The sequence below is a fragment of the Mesorhizobium sp. WSM3866 genome, from assembly GCF_002294795.1.
Lineage (GTDB): Bacteria > Pseudomonadota > Alphaproteobacteria > Rhizobiales > Rhizobiaceae > Mesorhizobium.
The window spans coordinates 58,444-73,781 of sequence record NZ_NSGC01000019.1 but is presented as its reverse complement, the minus strand read 5'-3'; the positions used below and the strand labels follow the sequence as shown (position 1 = coordinate 73,781).

At 62.5% G+C, this 15,338-nt stretch carries 24 protein-coding genes; 12 read left to right on the top strand and 12 right to left on the bottom strand.

Features of this window, described 5'->3' with window-relative positions; genetic code table 11:
- Positions 1 to 169: 169 nt before the first annotated feature.
- On the bottom strand, positions 170 to 373 hold the full coding sequence (locus CK222_RS28405; protein ID WP_066999415.1) for a CsbD family protein: 204 nt from the start codon (positions 371 to 373) through the stop codon (positions 170 to 172).
- A 219-nt stretch (positions 374 to 592) separates the two neighbouring features.
- Here CK222_RS28405 and CK222_RS28400 point away from each other — a divergent pair, with 219 nt between their 5' ends.
- Positions 593 to 1,003 (top strand): HD domain-containing protein, encoded by a 411-nt coding sequence (locus tag CK222_RS28400; protein ID WP_067325217.1) that lies wholly within the window; start codon positions 593 to 595, stop codon positions 1,001 to 1,003.
- Between the two features lie 11 nt (positions 1,004 to 1,014).
- Here CK222_RS28400 and CK222_RS28395 read toward each other — a convergent pair whose 3' ends face one another.
- Positions 1,015 to 1,494, bottom strand: coding sequence for a hypothetical protein (locus CK222_RS28395; protein ID WP_141247146.1), 480 nt, complete (start codon positions 1,492 to 1,494; stop codon positions 1,015 to 1,017).
- Positions 1,495 to 1,622: 128 nt separating this feature from the next.
- On the opposite strand from CK222_RS28395, the gene CK222_RS28390 reads away from it, so the two are divergent.
- The 3 genes from CK222_RS28390 to CK222_RS28380 all read left to right on the top strand — a co-directional run bounded on the left by CK222_RS28390 (position 1,623) and on the right by CK222_RS28380 (position 3,530).
- Complete coding sequence (locus tag CK222_RS28390; protein ID WP_067325210.1) at positions 1,623 to 1,868, top strand: hypothetical protein; 246 nt, start codon at positions 1,623 to 1,625, stop codon at positions 1,866 to 1,868.
- A gap of 32 nt (positions 1,869 to 1,900) precedes the next feature.
- Positions 1,901 to 2,959, top strand: coding sequence for a PAS domain S-box protein (locus CK222_RS28385; protein WP_067325207.1), 1,059 nt, complete (start codon positions 1,901 to 1,903; stop codon positions 2,957 to 2,959).
- Positions 2,960 to 3,170: 211 nt separating this feature from the next.
- A complete protein-coding gene (locus CK222_RS28380; RefSeq protein ID WP_095802609.1) occupies positions 3,171 to 3,530 on the top strand; it encodes an SPW repeat protein in 360 nt (119 codons plus the stop codon).
- Between the two features lie 367 nt (positions 3,531 to 3,897).
- On the opposite strand, the gene CK222_RS28370 is transcribed toward CK222_RS28380, so the two are convergent.
- The gene (locus tag CK222_RS28370; protein WP_245433328.1) at positions 3,898 to 4,251 is read right to left on the bottom strand and encodes a BrnA antitoxin family protein; all 354 of its coding nucleotides are present in this window, start codon (positions 4,249 to 4,251) and stop codon (positions 3,898 to 3,900) included.
- A gap of 320 nt (positions 4,252 to 4,571) precedes the next feature.
- Positions 4,572 to 5,042, bottom strand: a complete 471-nt coding sequence (locus CK222_RS28360) for an Lrp/AsnC family transcriptional regulator (protein WP_067325198.1) — start codon at positions 5,040 to 5,042, stop codon at positions 4,572 to 4,574.
- Positions 5,043 to 5,183: 141 nt separating this feature from the next.
- Here CK222_RS28360 and CK222_RS28355 point away from each other — a divergent pair, with 141 nt between their 5' ends.
- Positions 5,184 to 5,939: a tryptophan 2,3-dioxygenase family protein gene (locus CK222_RS28355; RefSeq protein WP_095802601.1), complete on the top strand. Its 756-nt coding sequence runs from the start codon at positions 5,184 to 5,186 to the stop codon at positions 5,937 to 5,939.
- A 276-nt stretch (positions 5,940 to 6,215) separates the two neighbouring features.
- On the top strand, positions 6,216 to 6,635 hold the full coding sequence (locus CK222_RS28350; RefSeq protein WP_067325191.1) for a DoxX family protein: 420 nt from the start codon (positions 6,216 to 6,218) through the stop codon (positions 6,633 to 6,635).
- A 12-nt stretch (positions 6,636 to 6,647) separates the two neighbouring features.
- Here CK222_RS28350 and CK222_RS28345 read toward each other — a convergent pair whose 3' ends face one another.
- The 4 genes from CK222_RS28345 to CK222_RS28330 form a co-directional block, all read right to left on the bottom strand.
- Positions 6,648 to 6,953: a hypothetical protein gene (locus tag CK222_RS28345; protein ID WP_066999393.1), complete on the bottom strand. Its 306-nt coding sequence runs from the start codon at positions 6,951 to 6,953 to the stop codon at positions 6,648 to 6,650.
- Positions 6,954 to 7,016: 63 nt separating this feature from the next.
- Positions 7,017 to 7,271 carry a hypothetical protein gene (locus CK222_RS28340; RefSeq protein WP_095802600.1) on the bottom strand — a complete coding sequence of 85 codons (255 nt, stop codon included), beginning with the start codon at positions 7,269 to 7,271 and terminating at the stop codon, positions 7,017 to 7,019.
- A gap of 182 nt (positions 7,272 to 7,453) precedes the next feature.
- The gene (locus CK222_RS28335) at positions 7,454 to 7,999 is read right to left on the bottom strand and encodes a hypothetical protein (protein WP_095802599.1); all 546 of its coding nucleotides are present in this window, start codon (positions 7,997 to 7,999) and stop codon (positions 7,454 to 7,456) included.
- Positions 8,000 to 8,138: 139 nt separating this feature from the next.
- Positions 8,139 to 8,459 carry a hypothetical protein gene (locus tag CK222_RS28330; protein ID WP_095802598.1) on the bottom strand — a complete coding sequence of 107 codons (321 nt, stop codon included), beginning with the start codon at positions 8,457 to 8,459 and terminating at the stop codon, positions 8,139 to 8,141.
- A 473-nt stretch (positions 8,460 to 8,932) separates the two neighbouring features.
- On the opposite strand from CK222_RS28330, the gene CK222_RS28325 reads away from it, so the two are divergent.
- The 5 genes from CK222_RS28325 to msrA all read left to right on the top strand — a co-directional run bounded on the left by CK222_RS28325 (position 8,933) and on the right by msrA (position 12,173).
- Positions 8,933 to 9,319 (top strand): hypothetical protein, encoded by a 387-nt coding sequence (locus CK222_RS28325; RefSeq protein ID WP_095802597.1) that lies wholly within the window; start codon positions 8,933 to 8,935, stop codon positions 9,317 to 9,319.
- A complete protein-coding gene (locus CK222_RS28320; RefSeq protein ID WP_095802596.1) occupies positions 9,312 to 9,704 on the top strand; it encodes a hypothetical protein in 393 nt (130 codons plus the stop codon). The genes CK222_RS28325 and CK222_RS28320 overlap by 8 nt, the downstream gene beginning before the upstream one ends.
- Positions 9,705 to 9,783: 79 nt before the next feature.
- On the top strand, positions 9,784 to 10,386 hold the full coding sequence (locus CK222_RS28315) for a terminase family protein (protein WP_245433326.1): 603 nt from the start codon (positions 9,784 to 9,786) through the stop codon (positions 10,384 to 10,386).
- A gap of 791 nt (positions 10,387 to 11,177) precedes the next feature.
- Positions 11,178 to 11,429, top strand: coding sequence for a hypothetical protein (locus CK222_RS28305; RefSeq protein ID WP_095802593.1), 252 nt, complete (start codon positions 11,178 to 11,180; stop codon positions 11,427 to 11,429).
- 225 nt (positions 11,430 to 11,654) lie between these two features.
- Positions 11,655 to 12,173, top strand: coding sequence for a peptide-methionine (S)-S-oxide reductase MsrA (gene msrA, locus CK222_RS28300; protein WP_095802592.1), 519 nt, complete (start codon positions 11,655 to 11,657; stop codon positions 12,171 to 12,173).
- 123 nt (positions 12,174 to 12,296) lie between these two features.
- Here msrA and CK222_RS31995 read toward each other — a convergent pair whose 3' ends face one another.
- The gene (locus tag CK222_RS31995; protein WP_127215688.1) at positions 12,297 to 12,593 is read right to left on the bottom strand and encodes a hypothetical protein; all 297 of its coding nucleotides are present in this window, start codon (positions 12,591 to 12,593) and stop codon (positions 12,297 to 12,299) included.
- 61 nt (positions 12,594 to 12,654) lie between these two features.
- Here CK222_RS31995 and CK222_RS28290 point away from each other — a divergent pair, with 61 nt between their 5' ends.
- Positions 12,655 to 12,924, top strand: coding sequence for a hypothetical protein (locus CK222_RS28290; RefSeq protein ID WP_095802591.1), 270 nt, complete (start codon positions 12,655 to 12,657; stop codon positions 12,922 to 12,924).
- A 35-nt stretch (positions 12,925 to 12,959) separates the two neighbouring features.
- Here the strand turns inward: CK222_RS28290 and CK222_RS28285 are convergent, their stop codons facing one another.
- The 3 genes from CK222_RS28285 to CK222_RS28275 all read right to left on the bottom strand — a co-directional run bounded on the left by CK222_RS28285 (position 12,960) and on the right by CK222_RS28275 (position 14,896).
- Complete coding sequence (locus tag CK222_RS28285; RefSeq protein ID WP_141247144.1) at positions 12,960 to 13,505, bottom strand: hypothetical protein; 546 nt, start codon at positions 13,503 to 13,505, stop codon at positions 12,960 to 12,962.
- Positions 13,506 to 14,060: 555 nt separating this feature from the next.
- Positions 14,061 to 14,513, bottom strand: a complete 453-nt coding sequence (locus CK222_RS28280; protein WP_095802589.1) for a GFA family protein — start codon at positions 14,511 to 14,513, stop codon at positions 14,061 to 14,063.
- A gap of 92 nt (positions 14,514 to 14,605) precedes the next feature.
- Positions 14,606 to 14,896, bottom strand: coding sequence for a hypothetical protein (locus tag CK222_RS28275; protein ID WP_095802588.1), 291 nt, complete (start codon positions 14,894 to 14,896; stop codon positions 14,606 to 14,608).
- Between the last annotated feature and the right edge of the window lie 442 nt (positions 14,897 to 15,338).

Below are 15,338 nucleotides of genomic sequence, written 5' to 3'. Positions count from 1 at the left end.
TCGCGCCGGCCACTTCCTCGCCTTCATCCATCTCGCCGCAGCTATGTTATGGATGCGCTGAATGTCGATTCAGCCTAATATAACGTCCCTGTTCTGAAATCAAAATTTCTGGCTTTCGACGCCGCAGCCCCGATCGGGGCTGCGGGCTCATTTCATCCGGCGGCGGATCTTACCAGCCCTGGCGACTCGCCCAGTCGTCGATGTCGCGGCGGATGCGATCCTTCTCGATGCCGTAGCGCTCTTGGATCTTGCCTTCGAGCTGCTCGCGGTTGCCGGCGATGCGGTCGAGGTCATCATCGGTGAGCTTGCCCCACTGTTCCTTCACCTTGCCCTTGACCTGCTTCCAGTTACCTTCGACGCGGTTCCAATCCATGGTGCAGACCTCCTTTGTGTTTGCGTAAATGCTAACGACTGCGCGGGCCGCGGGTTCCTGTTTTTCGGCCGGACACGAGGGAACATTTGAACGCTGCTCATGTTCTGCCGCAGTATGGCGCGCCGTCCCCTGCAAGGCGTGCCGGCGGACCGGGTCGGGACCCAATCCTGCCCGTCTCGTTGTCCCGTTGGGGCGGGCTTCCAATAGATCGAGGAGATCATGCTTTACCAGGCAGCGAAGATCGCCGAAGAGGCCCATCGCGGCCAGAAAGACAAGACCGGCCGTCCCTTTATCGAACATCTGAGACGCGTCGCCGATGCGGTCGAAACGCTTGACGAGAAAACCGTCGCCTACCTGCACGACGTGGTCGAGAAAGGCGAGGGGTGGACGCTCGATCGGCTCGAGGCCGAGGGCTTCGGCTTTCCGGTCGTCGCCGCCGTCGACGCGCTGACGAAAAGAATGGACGAAAGCGAGCACGACTTTGTCTGCCGTGCGGCGTCCAACGAGCTTGCGCTGCCTGTCAAGCAGGCGGACCTCAAGGACAATCTCTGGCAGGCGCACCAGGCGGGCATCGACCCCGAGAAGTACGAGAACGGACTGCGCCTGCTCGACGAGTTGACCAGCGAGTGACTGGAATTGCTCTAGCCCTTGTCGCTCACCTGCAGCAGATCCGCCGACTCGGGTGAAAGGAGCGAGCGTTCTCGCAACGCCTTTTCCAGGTCGTTGCGGCTGTCAGCCGGGCAGGCGTCGGGCAGGTCGAGCGCCGTCAGCGCCTCTTCGTCGAATTCGATGGCCCCGCCATAGAGCTGAGCCACCTGCATCACCAGAGTCTCGATATCCTCGCGGGCAATGTTCTCGCCGAGATTCATCAGCCTGATTTCTTCCGACAATTGGATGATGTTGACGATGCCGTTTTGCCGCAAAGCCCGCTGGACCTTGTGGTGAGCGTCGTTGCGCAACCGGTCGGAAAATCCTCGTAACATCGGAAAAACCTCCTTTCGCGGCGGTTCATCCCTCTGCCGGCCATAATGCGCCGACCTCGCTCGGTTGGCAACTAAAAAATGGAAAAGCTGTAAAAAAATCAACAAGTTAGCATAGAACGGCAAATGCGGTGTAGCCATATCGTTAGCACCGCCAGCGTCCCCCGCCTTTGTTGTCTCGCATGACCTTGACGTCTTTTGAGCCGAATCCTACTTTTACTGGCAGTGAGTGACATACTCGTTCGTGTCATGACCTGCGGGAGGCTAGGGTGGTTGAATTGGAGCGGCCGCAAAGGCTGCAGATCATGTTGACGGAAGAGGAACTGGCGGCAGTCGAGAACTGGCGCTTCGAGAAACGCATGCCGAGCCGCTCGGCCGCCGTGCGCGAGCTTCTGCGAAGGGGCCTCGCATCCGAAGGTTTCCTGACAGCCGAGACCGGCATGAAGTCGCAGGATTTCGGCGTGCTGGATCCAGCAAAGGGGAATGGCGAAAATCCTGACCCCTCCAAGGCTTAGCCGCTTGCTATGAGATTCGGCCGCGCTAACTAATGCCCATGGTGACATCCGGGGGCAGGGAATTTGAAGATGCCAGCGCCAATGCGCGTCTGGCCGCCATTGTCGATTCTTCCTTCGATGCCATCATCGGCAAGGATCTGAACAGCACCATCACCGACTGGAACCGCGCGGCAGAACGCATGTTCGGCTACAGCGCGGAGGAAGCCATCGGCCAATCGATGCTGCTCCTTATCCCCGAGCATATGCACGACGAGGAGACCGACATCATCAGCCGCATCCGCCGGGGCGAGGGCGTGGCAAATCTCGACACGATGCGAAAGCGCAAGGACGGCTCACTCGTTGCCGTTTCGGTAACGGTGTCGCCGATCAGGAGCCTTGCGGGCGAGATCGTCGGCGCCTCCACGATCGCGCGCGACATCACCGCCGCAAGGGAAAATGAGCGCCGCATCCGGCTCCTGATGCGCGAGGTCAACCACCGTGTGAAGAACCAGTTCGCGGTGATCCTGTCGATGGTCAGGGAAACCAACAAGCGTTCTGCCAGCCCCAGCGAGTTCGAGGAGATGATCCGAGCCCGGATCATGGCGCTGTCGCGCTCGCACGATCTGCTGGTCACCTCGGAATGGGCAGGCGCCAGTCTCTTCGACCTCATCCAGGAACATCTGAAACCGTTTGGTCATGAGGAGCGCATCTCGCTTTCCGGCCCGCTTTTGACGCTGCAGTCGAATGCCGTGCAGAATCTCGGCATGGCCTTCCACGAGCTTGGCACCAACTCGTCGAAATATGGCGCGTTGGCGGGCGAGGGCGGGCATGTCGAGATCACCTGGACGGTCGAGACCGGCCCGAAGGCGCAGCGCCACTTTCACCTTGTCTGGCAGGAGAGGTCGAATGGCCATGCCAATGGCGAGCCGGACGAGACGGCGCGCAAGGGTTTTGGCACCGTGGTGCTGCAGCGGGTGGCGCCGCAATCCCTCAGCGGCTCCTCCAGTCTCGAGCGCTCGTCCGGTGCGTTGAAATGGTCGCTGACGGCACCGCTAGAGGCCATTGTCATGCCGCAGCTCGGCGCCGAGAGCGGAAGCGACTTCTACGGATGACAGTCCGTTCCCCACCTCGAAGGACTTTCCCGTAAAAGGGACGGCCCGGCCCGATCCAGCGGGAGCTTGTGCGGGCCGCCACGGCGCGCAATACGGCTACCGCGGAAGGTTCCCTTGTCGCTCCGTAAAAATGTATTACATCATGTAACATAGCGTGCGCATTGCACGCGAATGCAGTTGCTTTGGTCTGGCTTCATCGATGGAGGTTGTCATGGCAAGCAAACTGATGGAAGAAAGGAAGAGCAAGGACTGGGTTATCCTGGTCCTCGCGATCTGCCTGTTCATCTCACCCTGGGTCATCGGATTCACCGCGGCAATGATGCCCGCGTGGAACGCCTGGATTGTTGGCGTCCTGCTCGGTGCGCTGGCGCTCGCGACGCTTTCGGTGTTCGCCGAATGGGAGGAATGGGTAAATCTCGTGCTCGGGCTCTGGCTGATCGTGTCGCCCTGGCTGCTGGGCTTCGCGGCGGACAGGAACGCAATGCTCACGCACGTCATTCTTGGCGTGCTCGTGGTCGCGGCATCTGCCTGGGCCGTCTGGGACGTCCGTCATCCCCACGCGCATGCGTGAGCGGTGATTAAGGGAGCCCGCCGCGCAAGCGGCGAGCTCCTTTGAAAAGACAATTCCAGGAAAAGCGTGCAGCCGGTTTTCCGGCCGGAACTGCATGGAAGACCAATCGGGGCACGGGGCTGAGCAACGGTTGCGACCTCACGCAATTGCTGCAACCGGAAACCTTTTCGTGCATTCTTGGGAATGGCACCGATGCTCCATCCCGATCAGCCTGCCAAATGCTGCTCCTATTGCGGCGGCCGCGATCACGAGTTCGAGGCGTGCCCGAAGCGCAAGGCCGACGCCGACAAGGAAAAGGCCGCGCGGGAGCCCGAGCCGGCCGGCCTGCTTCAGACTGACCTGAGCACCGCCAACCTGCCAGGGCAATCTAGCGAGCGTGGCGCTTTAGTTTCGCGGCCTTGCGCAGATCGTCGTTCATCCGCGTCTGCCAGCCGGGACCTTGGGCGCGGTAAGCGCTGACCACATCGGGGTCGAGCTTCAGCGAAACGGCCACTTTCTTGACTTCGGCGCGCGGCCGGCCCGGCTTGCGGCGCGGCAATGTTTCCGCAGGCTGCGCATCCGGATCGGCCAACGCCGCCGCCCTGATCGCCGCATCTTCCTGTTCGGACATGCGCGAAAGCGCGGCCCGGGCGATGGCGAGGGCTTCCTCTCGGGTGCGCTTCGGCGGGATTGCTTCCCGGTGCACGAGCGCGGAGCGGGAACGACTAGAGGTTTTCGACATAACTCTCGATCTCCTTCTTCGTGGCCCGTCGCAGCGAAATCACCCGGATCGTTTCGCCGCGCTCGACGTAGACCATGACACAGACTGACAGGCCGATGATCCCGGTGGCGACCAGGCGTTCCTCGCCATAGTCCGTGCTGTCGTCGATGGCGACGACGGCGTTGGCGAAATCGAATTCCGGAGCGAGCTCGAAATCGATGCCTGCTTGGCCTTATTGATCTTAGCCTTTGCGGCATCCCATTCGAAACGCATCGCCCCCGCCCGTCTCGACAATTAAGGTATATACCGAAATTACTCTATGATTGCAAATATTCTTGTAGTCATTCCCTTAGCGCATGCGCCGCTGCATCGGCGAACGAGATGTCGCCCTTGATCTCGCGCATCGCCATCGAGGTGACGGTGCGGCGCACGCCGGGCAGCCGGCTGAGCTCCTCGCGCAGCATCCTGTCCAGCGCCCGCATGTCGACGGTGACGATCTGCAACAGATAGTCGGCCTCGCCGGTCGTGGCGTAGCAGCGGCGGATCAGCGGGTGCTTCCTCACCGCCGCCTCGAAGGCGTCCGACACCTCGAAGTCGATCGACACCTGGATGAAGGCCTCGATGTCGAAGCCGATCGCGGCCGGATCGATGCGGGTGGAATAGCTGCGGATGATGCCTTGAGCCTCGAGCGCCTTCACCCGTTTCCAGCACGGCGTCTTGCTCAGTCCCACCTCTTCGGCCAACTCGCCGAAGGAGATGCGCGCGTCGCGCTCGAGTGCTGACACTATCTTGCGGTCAAGGGCATCAAGCATAGTCCGTTCTCCGATGTCGCGACAATGGGCGCTAATCGTACTCCAATTTCCGCTATTTGGATAACAGAAAGGAACAATGTTCAAGCCGGAAGCGCTATCCTTGGCTGCCTGCCGAACATGCCCGCGCGAGGAGGATGAGCCATGGACAAGTTGGACTATCACGCCCGCATCGAGGCGCCCGAAATGCGCGACTACGGCGTCTATCTCAAATGCGACCAGCTGCTCGCCTGCCAGAAGCCGCTCTCGCAAATGGTCAATGCCGACGAGCTGCAGTTCCAGATCGTGCACCAGGTCGAGGAATTGTGGATGAAGCTCATCGCCTACACGCTGGTCGACGTGCTCGACTATCTGGAGAGGCAAGACACGCACCGCATCATCACGCTGATGGGCCGCGTGCACCGGCTGGTGCGCATGATGACGGCGCAGCTCGATTTGCTGGAGACGATGTCGCCCAAGGAGTACCAGCAGATCCGCCTCGAGCTGGGTAATGGCAGCGGCCAGGAATCGCCTGGCTTCAAGCTTATCCTGCGCCTGCCGCCGGACCTCTGGCGGGCCTTCAAGCATTCCTATCTCGACGGCCGCGGGCTTTCCGTCGAGGACGTCTACGACGCTCACTACGACCATGGCGATGCTTATGTCGTGGCCGAGGCGCTGATCGAGTTCGACGAGCTGTTCCAGAAATTCCGCGCCAACCACCTCTATCTCATCCACCGCTCGATCGGTCTCGGAGCCAAGTCGCTGAAGGGCCGCCCGGTGGAGATCCTGGAAGGCGGCGCCCGCCACCGCTTCTTCCCCGAGCTCTGGGACATACGCTGCGACATGACCGACCGCTGGGGTGCGGCCTACGGCACCGTGCGCGACTCGATCAGCCACCCGCCGCAGGCGAAGGCGGGCTGAGCCTTTCCTCGCCCCGCGCTAACAGGGGGACAGGTGGCCCGGCGGAGCCGCGAGGGAGAGGGCCCCTCGTTGAGCGCCGGGCTTGGCTGTGGGCCTCGCCGTCTGGCGCTTCCTCCCGGCGTCGCCGGCGCCTCTCCGGCCGCTGCGCGGTCACCTCTCCGCCGCCTGCGGTGGGGGTGAGGAAACAAGTGAAGCAAAAATTCCGGCCCCCTGTCGGAATCATTGCCCTTCCTCCGTCCTTGGGGCATCAACCGCTTCGAACCGGAGGGACAAACTTTGGAAACGCAATCGGCCTGGCAGACCGCCGCCATTCTCATCGCTCGCCTGATCTTCGCCGCCGTCTTCGCGATGGCCGTGACCTTCAAGTTCATGGATATGGGCGCCACCGCCGGCTACATCGCCGCCGCCGGCTTTCCGTTCCCGCTGTTTCTCGCCTGGTGCGCGGCGATCCTTGAGGTGCTTTTGGTGATCGCCTTCCTCACCGGCGCCTTCTTCACGCCGGCGGCGCTGGTCGCGGCAGTTTATGTGATCTTCCTCGGCTTTTCATTCCACGGCCCGTCGCACTGGACCGGCAACCAGGCCGAGTTCGGCTTCTTCGTCGATCATTTCACTTTCCTCGCCGGCCTTTTCTTCGCCGCCGTGCATGGGCCGGGCAAGTTGCTCGCCGTCCGACAGGGTTGGCCGGGCCGGGCGTGAGGCGCCGCCACTTCACATCTGATCGTTATAGGGTTCCTTCATCTGCCCGACCATGCGCGCCAGCTTGGAGAAGGACGGCATGTCCGCTTCCGGCTGGCATTGGTTGGCGAGCTCGAGCAGGCGGATCGGGAAGTTGATCGCATCGCGGTTCGACGCCGAAATCGCCTCGGACCGGTCCTCGCCTGTCTCGACGGCCTCGGCCTTGCGCAGCGCGATGTCGATCTCCTCGACCGTCAGCACCCCCTTGCGCACCAGGGTATGGTTGATTGCCGCGACGGCCATCAGCAGGCCCTCGAGTTGCAGATTGGCGACGTTCATGGCGCTTCCTCCCATTGACCTCGCTTGAAAACGCATGAGCGGCGTTTCCGATCCGGGACCGCCTTAGGCCTCCATCAGGCGCACGCCATATTCGGCCCAGAGCTGCTTGATCTCGCGGGCGCCCAGCGGCGGCGTCGAGCGATCTCCATAGGCGATGGCCACGGCGCTCAGGTCATATTGGCCGTCGGCCTCGGCGATGAAGCGGATGGCTTCGCCAAGCGGGCGCGAATGGAAGACCGGATCCGCCTGGCCTCGGCCAAGGCTGCGAACGCCTGAAATACCTGCTGGCGCATGCCGCATCCGAAAGACCGATGCCATGGCGGATTGTCCATGCCCGCTCTCCGCGATTCCCCTTGGGGAATGATTCCATAAGGTCCGGCTAATGACCAGCCCAACCGGGCACACCAACGACAACCGGGCACACCAACCCGCCGCTATGGAAAGGCCGGGCTCTGGGCCCGGCCTCCTTCCGCGGCCTGCGCTCGGGCGGCCGTCGTGCTCTAGCGGGTCCAGGGGCGAGCCCAGTCGTGGTCTGCGTCCGAGTTGCGCGCCATCGCCATGCCGATCAGCAAGCCGACGAGGCCGCCGAGAACCATGGCAGTGGAAACGGTGCCGGGATTCTGCTGAACGGTTTCGGAAACGCTCTGCGCCTGGCTTCGCAACTGCCTTGCCGCGCGTGAGGCGCGATCGCTCGCGCCGCCGTAGAATTCAGAAGCTCGGTCGGCCGCGCCGCTGTAGAGGCCGGAGGCCCGGTCGGCCGCGCTCTGGTACCACCCTTGCGTCGCACTGGCGGCTTCCTCGGCCTGATCGGCAAGCGCGCGGTTGAGCCGGCTCACCTCGCGCTTCAATTCGGCGATCTGCTTCCTCATCGCCGCTTCCGAAGCGGCTGAAGATCTGGCGCTGGTGCGCGAAGCGCTGCCGCTGCGGGCAGCGCTGCTGCGGCTCGGATTGCTCCGCTCTGTGCCGCCGCCCTGGGACGTCGAGCTGCCGTTGCGCGCGGCTGCTGCGTTCGTGTCCTTACCCTGGTTGGTTTCGTCGTCTGCCATGGGTCTCTCCTTGCTGAACTCTGCAACGGCTCACGCTCGACCTTGCAACGGCTCACGTCCGCCATGGTTCCCTTCCAAGCAAAGGGCCGTGGAGCGGAACTCCACGGCCCTCGCGCGACGAAACTGCCGCGTCTCGTTACTACTTGCCGCAATGATTATCGTTGACCGACGGCGTAGCCGTGCCAGGCGACGTGTGAGTTGCATCCGGCTGGGCGCCCTGCGGCGTCGCGGGGCAATTCCGATCGGCGTTCGAATTCATGCCGTCCGTGGTGATGCTGCCTGTCGTGCCTGTATCGGGCGCCATCTGATCAGGCGGCGGATTGGCAGGCGTGGTGGGGTCCACCGTGATGCTCTGGCCGTTGCCCGCCGTGTCGGCGGTACCGCCCGTTGCATTCTGAGCCATCGCAGCCGTAGCCAGACCGATGGTCAGAGCCGATGCCGCAAGAATCTTGATGAGCATGATCTTCTCCTTCTTGTGCGAGATCGTTTCTCTTTTCGGGAGTCTGTCGCGTCGCGACTAAGGGGTGGAACCCCTCGGCCCGGAGGTGGTTCCGAGAAAAAATTTCTGGAACTTTCAGACCTGGGCCACAATTTATCGGTGCGCGAGCGAAAGTCGCTTCCCGGCAAGGCTGCAGACAAGCAGCTAGGAAAATTTACCTAAGAGCCTTGTCAGGTGAGGGCAGCTCTGCTATGATTTTATCCATGGTGCTGATTTGCGCCAACGACCCGCCAGCCGGCGGGTTTTTTTGTGGCTCCTCACCTTGGGGGCTTCGCCAGTTGGCGAGGCGACGGGACAGCATCCTCCTGTGGCGTGCCAGCCATATCCCCCGCAAGAAGGGGATCGATGGTCCCCCTTGCGGGCGAGATGTCCGGCAGGACAGGCGGGGCGGGAACTCGACCTTTTTAGTTGAATCCAATCTGCGGAAGCTCTGCATGCCACGCTATGCCACCATCATCACCGGCGACGACGGCGCCGAAATCGTCAGCGCCATCGGCGAGTTCGCATCGTTCGGCGAGCCGCCCCGCACAAGCCGCGTCGAGGCAGTCGCGCCGGGTGTGCGCATCGGCATGGTGCGCGGCGGTCCGGTCGACGCGATCGCCGGCTTCGGCTTTCCGCGCCAGGGTCTCGATCCGTCGGCCATGAGAGCCGCCGCGGCGAAGCTGAAACGAACGGAGCCGTTTTCCGGACAGGTCGATCAGCCCTCCGCGCCGAAGGCCGCCCGCGCCAAGCCGCGCAAGAAGCCGGCGCGCAAGCCCGCCAAGTGGCGTGCGGTTCGTTCCGCCGGAACGCCGGCAGCCGATGCAGCCGTCAATGGCTGACTGCGCAGGCAAGGCGCGGCGCGCCGGCGCCCGAACCGCTGGAGCGAAGGCTGAGCCGGCCGCCGCGCCGATAGCCAGGCGCTCGAAAAAGACGCTGGGCGACGATTTCGCCGCGGCGCTGCGCGCTGATTTCCGCGCCCATGGCGCCGGCGTCATCGCCGCGGTCAGGGCGGAAAAGCCCGACCAGTATCTGAAGGTCGTACTGACGATGCTGCCCAAAGAGTTCTCGCAGGGTCTCGATGCGAACCAAAACAGTCTGGACCAGTTGAGCGATGAGGAGATCCGCAGCCGCATCCGCTGCCTCGAAGCGAGGCTGCGGCCGTTCCTCGATGATAGCGACCTATTTGGCGCTGCTCGAGGAGATGGACCGACGCCGTCAACGTAACCTTCTTGCTGCCTACAGGCCATACGAAAGGCAGTCCGAGTTCCACGCGGCGGGGGCAAAAAACCGCGAGCGCCTGTTCATGGCCGGTAACCAGCTCGGCAAGACCAGGGCAGGGGGCGCCGAATGGGCCATGCACCTCACCGGCCGCTATCCGGACTGGTGGAGGGGCAAGGTGTTCGACACGCCCGTCCGGCTCTGGGCCGCCGGCGTCACCGGCGAGGGCACGCGCGACAATCCGCAGCGTGTGCTGGTCGGCCCGCCGCAGCGACAGGCGGAATGGGGCACCGGCATGATCCCGGCCGACGCCATTGCCGAAACGACGATGGGCCGCGGCGCCCCTGGAGCGCTGGACAGCGTCGTTGTGCGCTGGGGCGGTGGCGGTGATGTGCAGGCGGGCGAAAGCGTGCTCTCCTTCAAGTCCTACGAAAAAGGCCGCGAGAAATGGCAGGGCGAGACGCTGCACGGTGTCTGGTTCGACGAGGAGCCGCCGCTGGACATTTATTCCGAGGGTCTGACCCGCACCAATGCGACGGGCGGGATAACCATCGTGACTTTCACACCGCTGCTCGGGATGTCGGATGTGGTGCTGCGGTTTTTGTCGGCGGAGGCGGTTCAGGGCTTGGGTTCCTCGCCCCCGCAAGGCGGGGTGGCCGCGAAGCGGCCGGAGAGGGGGTCTTCGTAGGGCGACAAGCTTACGAGTAGCTTTCCGCTCTTGCATCGACAGCCGGCGCTGCCCCCGCTCCGTCGCAGCTTCCGCCGCGCCACCTCCCCCACGTTCGTGGGGCGAGGAATTGGAGCCAAAAAATACGGATGAAATCTGATCAGGGATATTTGCTGCCCGCAAGCTGCCTGGCGCGAGCCTTAGGGTCGGTCGCTTTCCGGGTTAGCGGTTGGCACCATATCCTTTCGTCACGAGTAATTGGATTGTACCAGACATTGCATACTTTGTTCGGTGTGTCCGGGATACAAACTCTGCGTTGGAACCCCCTGAACTCGTGCATCCCGCAGGTCTGCTTGCTCGTGTCATAGGGCACGTTCGACTGGCAGGCTGAGGCGCTCGCGGCAATGGCCACGACGATTGCAATGCGGATCATGTATCTCCCCCGTTTCATCAGGAACTTCGCATTGATGAACAGTATTATCAACGGCAATAGTTGGTTGGGGCAGATAATTACGACGAGACTAATATGTCCCGACACGTGACCTTCATGACCATCGACGATGCCGGGCACTATTCGTCCGAGCAGCGCGCGGAAATTATCGCCGCCTTTCGGACATCTTGTTCGAGGTGCTGGTGCGGCGCTTCAGGCCCGCACCAGAAGAATGAGCGGCGCGGAATGGGAGCCGTGCCGATCGATCCCGAGCATTGGCGACATCGGCCGGCAAGAATTCTGCCAATCGCGATGAACCAATTCGCGTGGCCATGCGACGCATCGGTGCAAATGAACACCCGTGTATCCATGGAGATTTTCGATGATTGCAATCCTTCGCAATGCACTTCTCGCCGCCCTGGCCGTATCCACCCTGGGTGGATCCGCGATGGCCGGCCAGCAGATCTACGAATGCGACAACACGCCGACCAACAAGCTCTGGGCTGGCCGCTGCTGCGGCGTCGGCGACGCCAATTGCCTCGGTGGCGAAAGCCATCGCCATGACCGGGGGAATCCCGGCCGGGGCAACAATGGCGGAGGCGACAACGGCAGGGGCGATAAAGGGCCTAAGTGAAGCTCGCGCTCAGCACCAAGGCTCGCCGGTTTGCCGACCGGCGAGCAATCGGCGCAGACTGGGGCACCGTGGTTCGGTTAGTTTCCCTGCCAGTCGCCCTTTTCCAGGCGCCTTCCCGTCGCCTTTTTCAGGCGCCCTTTTCCAGGCGCCCTTTTCCAGGCGCTTGAGCCGCTGGAAGAAGCGGGCCACAATCCCCACTTATGGAGAAATCCAAGGAGGTTTGACATGGCTTCTTCCGAACGCGCGGTCCTTGCCGGCGGCTGCTTCTGGGGCATGCAGGATCTGATCCGCCGCTTGCCCGGCGTGATCTCCACCCGTGTCGGCTACAGCGGCGGCGACGTGCCGAACGCAACCTACCGCAATCACGGCACCCATGCCGAGGCGATCGAGATCGTCTTCGATCCGACCAAGACCAGTTTCCGCACGCTGCTCGAGTTCTTCTTCCAGATCCACGATCCGACGACCCGGAACCGTCAGGGCAACGATGTCGGCATGAGCTACCGCTCGGCGATCTTCTATACCAGCGACGAGCAGAAGCGGGTGGCCGAAGACACCATCGCCGATGTCGACGCCTCGGGTCTCTGGCCGGGCAAGGTCGTCACCGAGCTCGCTCCGGCCGGTGCCTTCTGGCAGGCCGAGCCGGAACATCAGGATTATCTGAAGCGCTATCCCAACGGCTACACCTGCCATTTCGTCCGGCCGGGCTGGAAGCTTCCCGTCCGCGAAAAGGCCGCCGCATCATAAAAATAGGGCTGCGCAGCCCTTCAATCAGGATCCCGCCCGCCGTGCCGAAAGGCATGGCGGGCTTTCTTGCGTTCCGGGCGCAAGCCCGCACCTCGCCGGCATGCTCCGGCTGGAACAGTGGCCTTAGCCCTTGGCCCGGCGGTTCTCGTTTTCATGGCCGATCCAATGGGCTCGGATGCGGTCGCTGGCTTCAAGGTAAGCCATGTCGATGAGATAGGTCAGAAGCTTTTCGCCGTCGGCCTCAGCCTTCTGGCGAAGCTCGCGCAAGATCCCCTGCGCAAACTGCAGGTTTTCCATTTTGCTCGGCTGGTCCATCGGTGCCCCCAATGTCTGCGTGGAAGTTTGGCTGACTATACTTGTACGAATGTTGTCGGCTCGCTCGCGGCCAGGCTGCGCCCGGTTGCACCTGCGCTCGATCAATGAAGCTGTTGCACATCGCGCGAAAATGTCGATATTTTACGCCCCCAATCGGATGGCGACTATGCATGAAGACGAGGGCAGCACTCCCGACAAGCTGCAAGCCATGCTTGACGTGATTGCCAGGAGCGAGCCCGCGAGCGGGAGCGGACAGGCCGATCTCGGCAGGCTGCAGGCCGATGCCGCCAAGGCCGCCAACGTGCTGATCGAGTTCTACGGCGACGCTGCCCTCGAGCGAGCCAAGCTTATCGAGCGCCGCTCGCCCCACTCGCATTTCGCGCGCTTGGTGACGGCAGAGATCGGCAGGCGCGGCAGGCTTCCGCCCAGAAGCTAGCCCGGAACCCGGCCGAGGAACCGACAAAGATCGCCTCAGGACGATTTGCGCCTCCTCGATCTCTCGCCAAGCCTTTGCAGGATCTCTTCCTGGATGTTGTCCAGCAGGTAGGAAAGCATGGCGTCCCCGATCGACTGCGCGATTTCCCTGGCCTGCTCGACATGGTCGTGGATTTCGCGCAGCGAGTGATCCTCGCCCGCGGCATCCTGCGTCAGGTCGATGAACCAGCCCGGATAGAGCGCTGCCTCGCCCATGTCATCGACATAGCACTGGCCGACGGCAAGGATCTTGCGCAGCCCCATCTTTTCCGAGCGGACCTTGTAGACCTCGCGGAAACCTGACCTGCGCTCGATCGCCTTGCGGATCGCCAGCCGAACCCGCGGCCGATCGTCCCGCTCTATGCTTTGCATGCACCGCTCCAGCGGCGCGCCGTGCGAGAACTCCTCGAGCGTCAGGTCGAAATAAGCGGACAGATTCGCGTCCCCATAGACGCGGTCGCGCTTGATGTCCCAGGTCCAAAACCCGTCGATCGGTGGATACCGCATATGCAGGTTGCGGCTGCGTTGAGGCGCCAGTGTCATGAAAACCGCCCCGTTTCAGGATTCGCCAGTACTATGTCTTAAAATCAAAAAGAAACAAAGGTGAGTTTTTGTACAAGGCAGGAAAATGATTGGGCCTGCCGCTTGCTTGCATAGCTACGCCGCATAGTTGGCATCATCCAGGAAATACGGATGGTGAAAAATTTTCTCTGGCCGAAACAATTTTCATTTCCGTGTCGCAAATGAAGCCGGTGCTTCACGCGCGAACGAAGCTTTCGAATCTAAGACAACATCAAAAGCTGTGTTCGCCCGGACGCAACGCCTGGCTGGACATACTATCCATCTTGTAAGCCCGGCGCGGCAATGCTGGTGTTGCCTGAGCCGCGCCGGCCGAAGCGGCCTCCAAATGGTTTCGCCGCGCCGGGGATGCTAGCGGCCGCTGCCGCGCCGGCAAACCGACCGTTGGTTGAAAATGCCCCACTTCCAGAAGAAGACAAGGCCTCGCGCTCAGCGTCCGGTCGTTGAGGGGCATAGGCGCCGGCTCGCTGGACCGATGCGTCTTTGCTCTGCGACTTAAGCCTTACTGGCATTCGGCATTTAGGCCGATTCGCGATAGGGCTCCCGCACGGCCTCCGGCTCGGCATCATCGGCCGCCGACTCAGCGACGGTCCGGTCATGCTCGAATTGGCTCGCCTCGGGCAGAGGATGCAACCACTGCTCGCGCCGACCGATCCACAATTCGTAGCTGGGCTCAAGCCCTTCGGTCGGCACGACATCCAGGCTGCCGATCATCACCTCGGCCTCGTCCTCGCGAACCGACGGCAAGCGGCTGCCGCAGGTTGGACAGAAGCTTCGTCCGCCATAGGTGCTGGTGATACCCGCGCTTTCGAATGCCTGGCGCGGCCATATGGCAAAAGCCTGATACGCCGATCCGCTGGTCTTGCGGCAGTCCTTGCAATGGCAAAGTCCCACCCTCAGCGGCTCGCCGGTCACCCGGAACTGGACACCGCCGCACAGGCAGCTGCCGCTACGCATGACATCGTTGAACATGGCCGTTCCTCCTGCAGCCGGGACATTGGTATCACCATCCGCTACAATTCGCATGCTGCCTCAACTGTTCCACAGCGGGGTCGGAACGTCGCTCAACCGGGGAAGTCGAAGACCGGTTCCTCGCAGCGGTAGACGCGGCATGGACCGTCACGAGTCGGAACCGCGACCGACATCGGGACTTCCGGCCAGTCGCACTCATTGCCGAATTGGCGCACGAAACGATCATAAGTGTTGGGCCCGGTGGTCAGCACCGCGGCATGCCGGCGCTGGATCAGCGCCTGCGTCTCGCCACAGGTCATGGCGCGTGTGTCGGGCCGCGCATCGGCGGCGCCCACGGTCCATAATATCGTGCCGGCAACAAGGGCGTTCGTCAGGCTTTTCATCGAGGCGCCAGCTTTCAGTGATCGCTTTTGTGGTACGAATATGGCTCGCCGCCAGAACACCGCAAGGCTTTTGAACAGCAAGACGCCGCCGATGACGATGTCTGCGCAACCGACCTTGTCGCGGTCGGACGGACGGCGAAGCGACGGTCAGCGCGACGTCGGTAAGAACCCGGTCAGGCATTCTGGCCTCCGGATCCGCCGCATTCAAGGCAGACCACACTGTGTCCCGGACAGCTCAGCCGGTGCGTTCCTTCCGGGCAGCAATGGCCGTTGGAGGCGACCCAGCGGTCGCAAATGAAAATTTTCCTGGCGCCATGGCAGCGCCGGCATTCAGCCGAGGGCATCAGATTCTCGTTTGGCGAGACGCGATGCTCCGCTTCAACGACCGCGTTCATCCATTTAGTCCCCAACGACTGGATTGTCGGTCCTGTTTTTCGCAAGA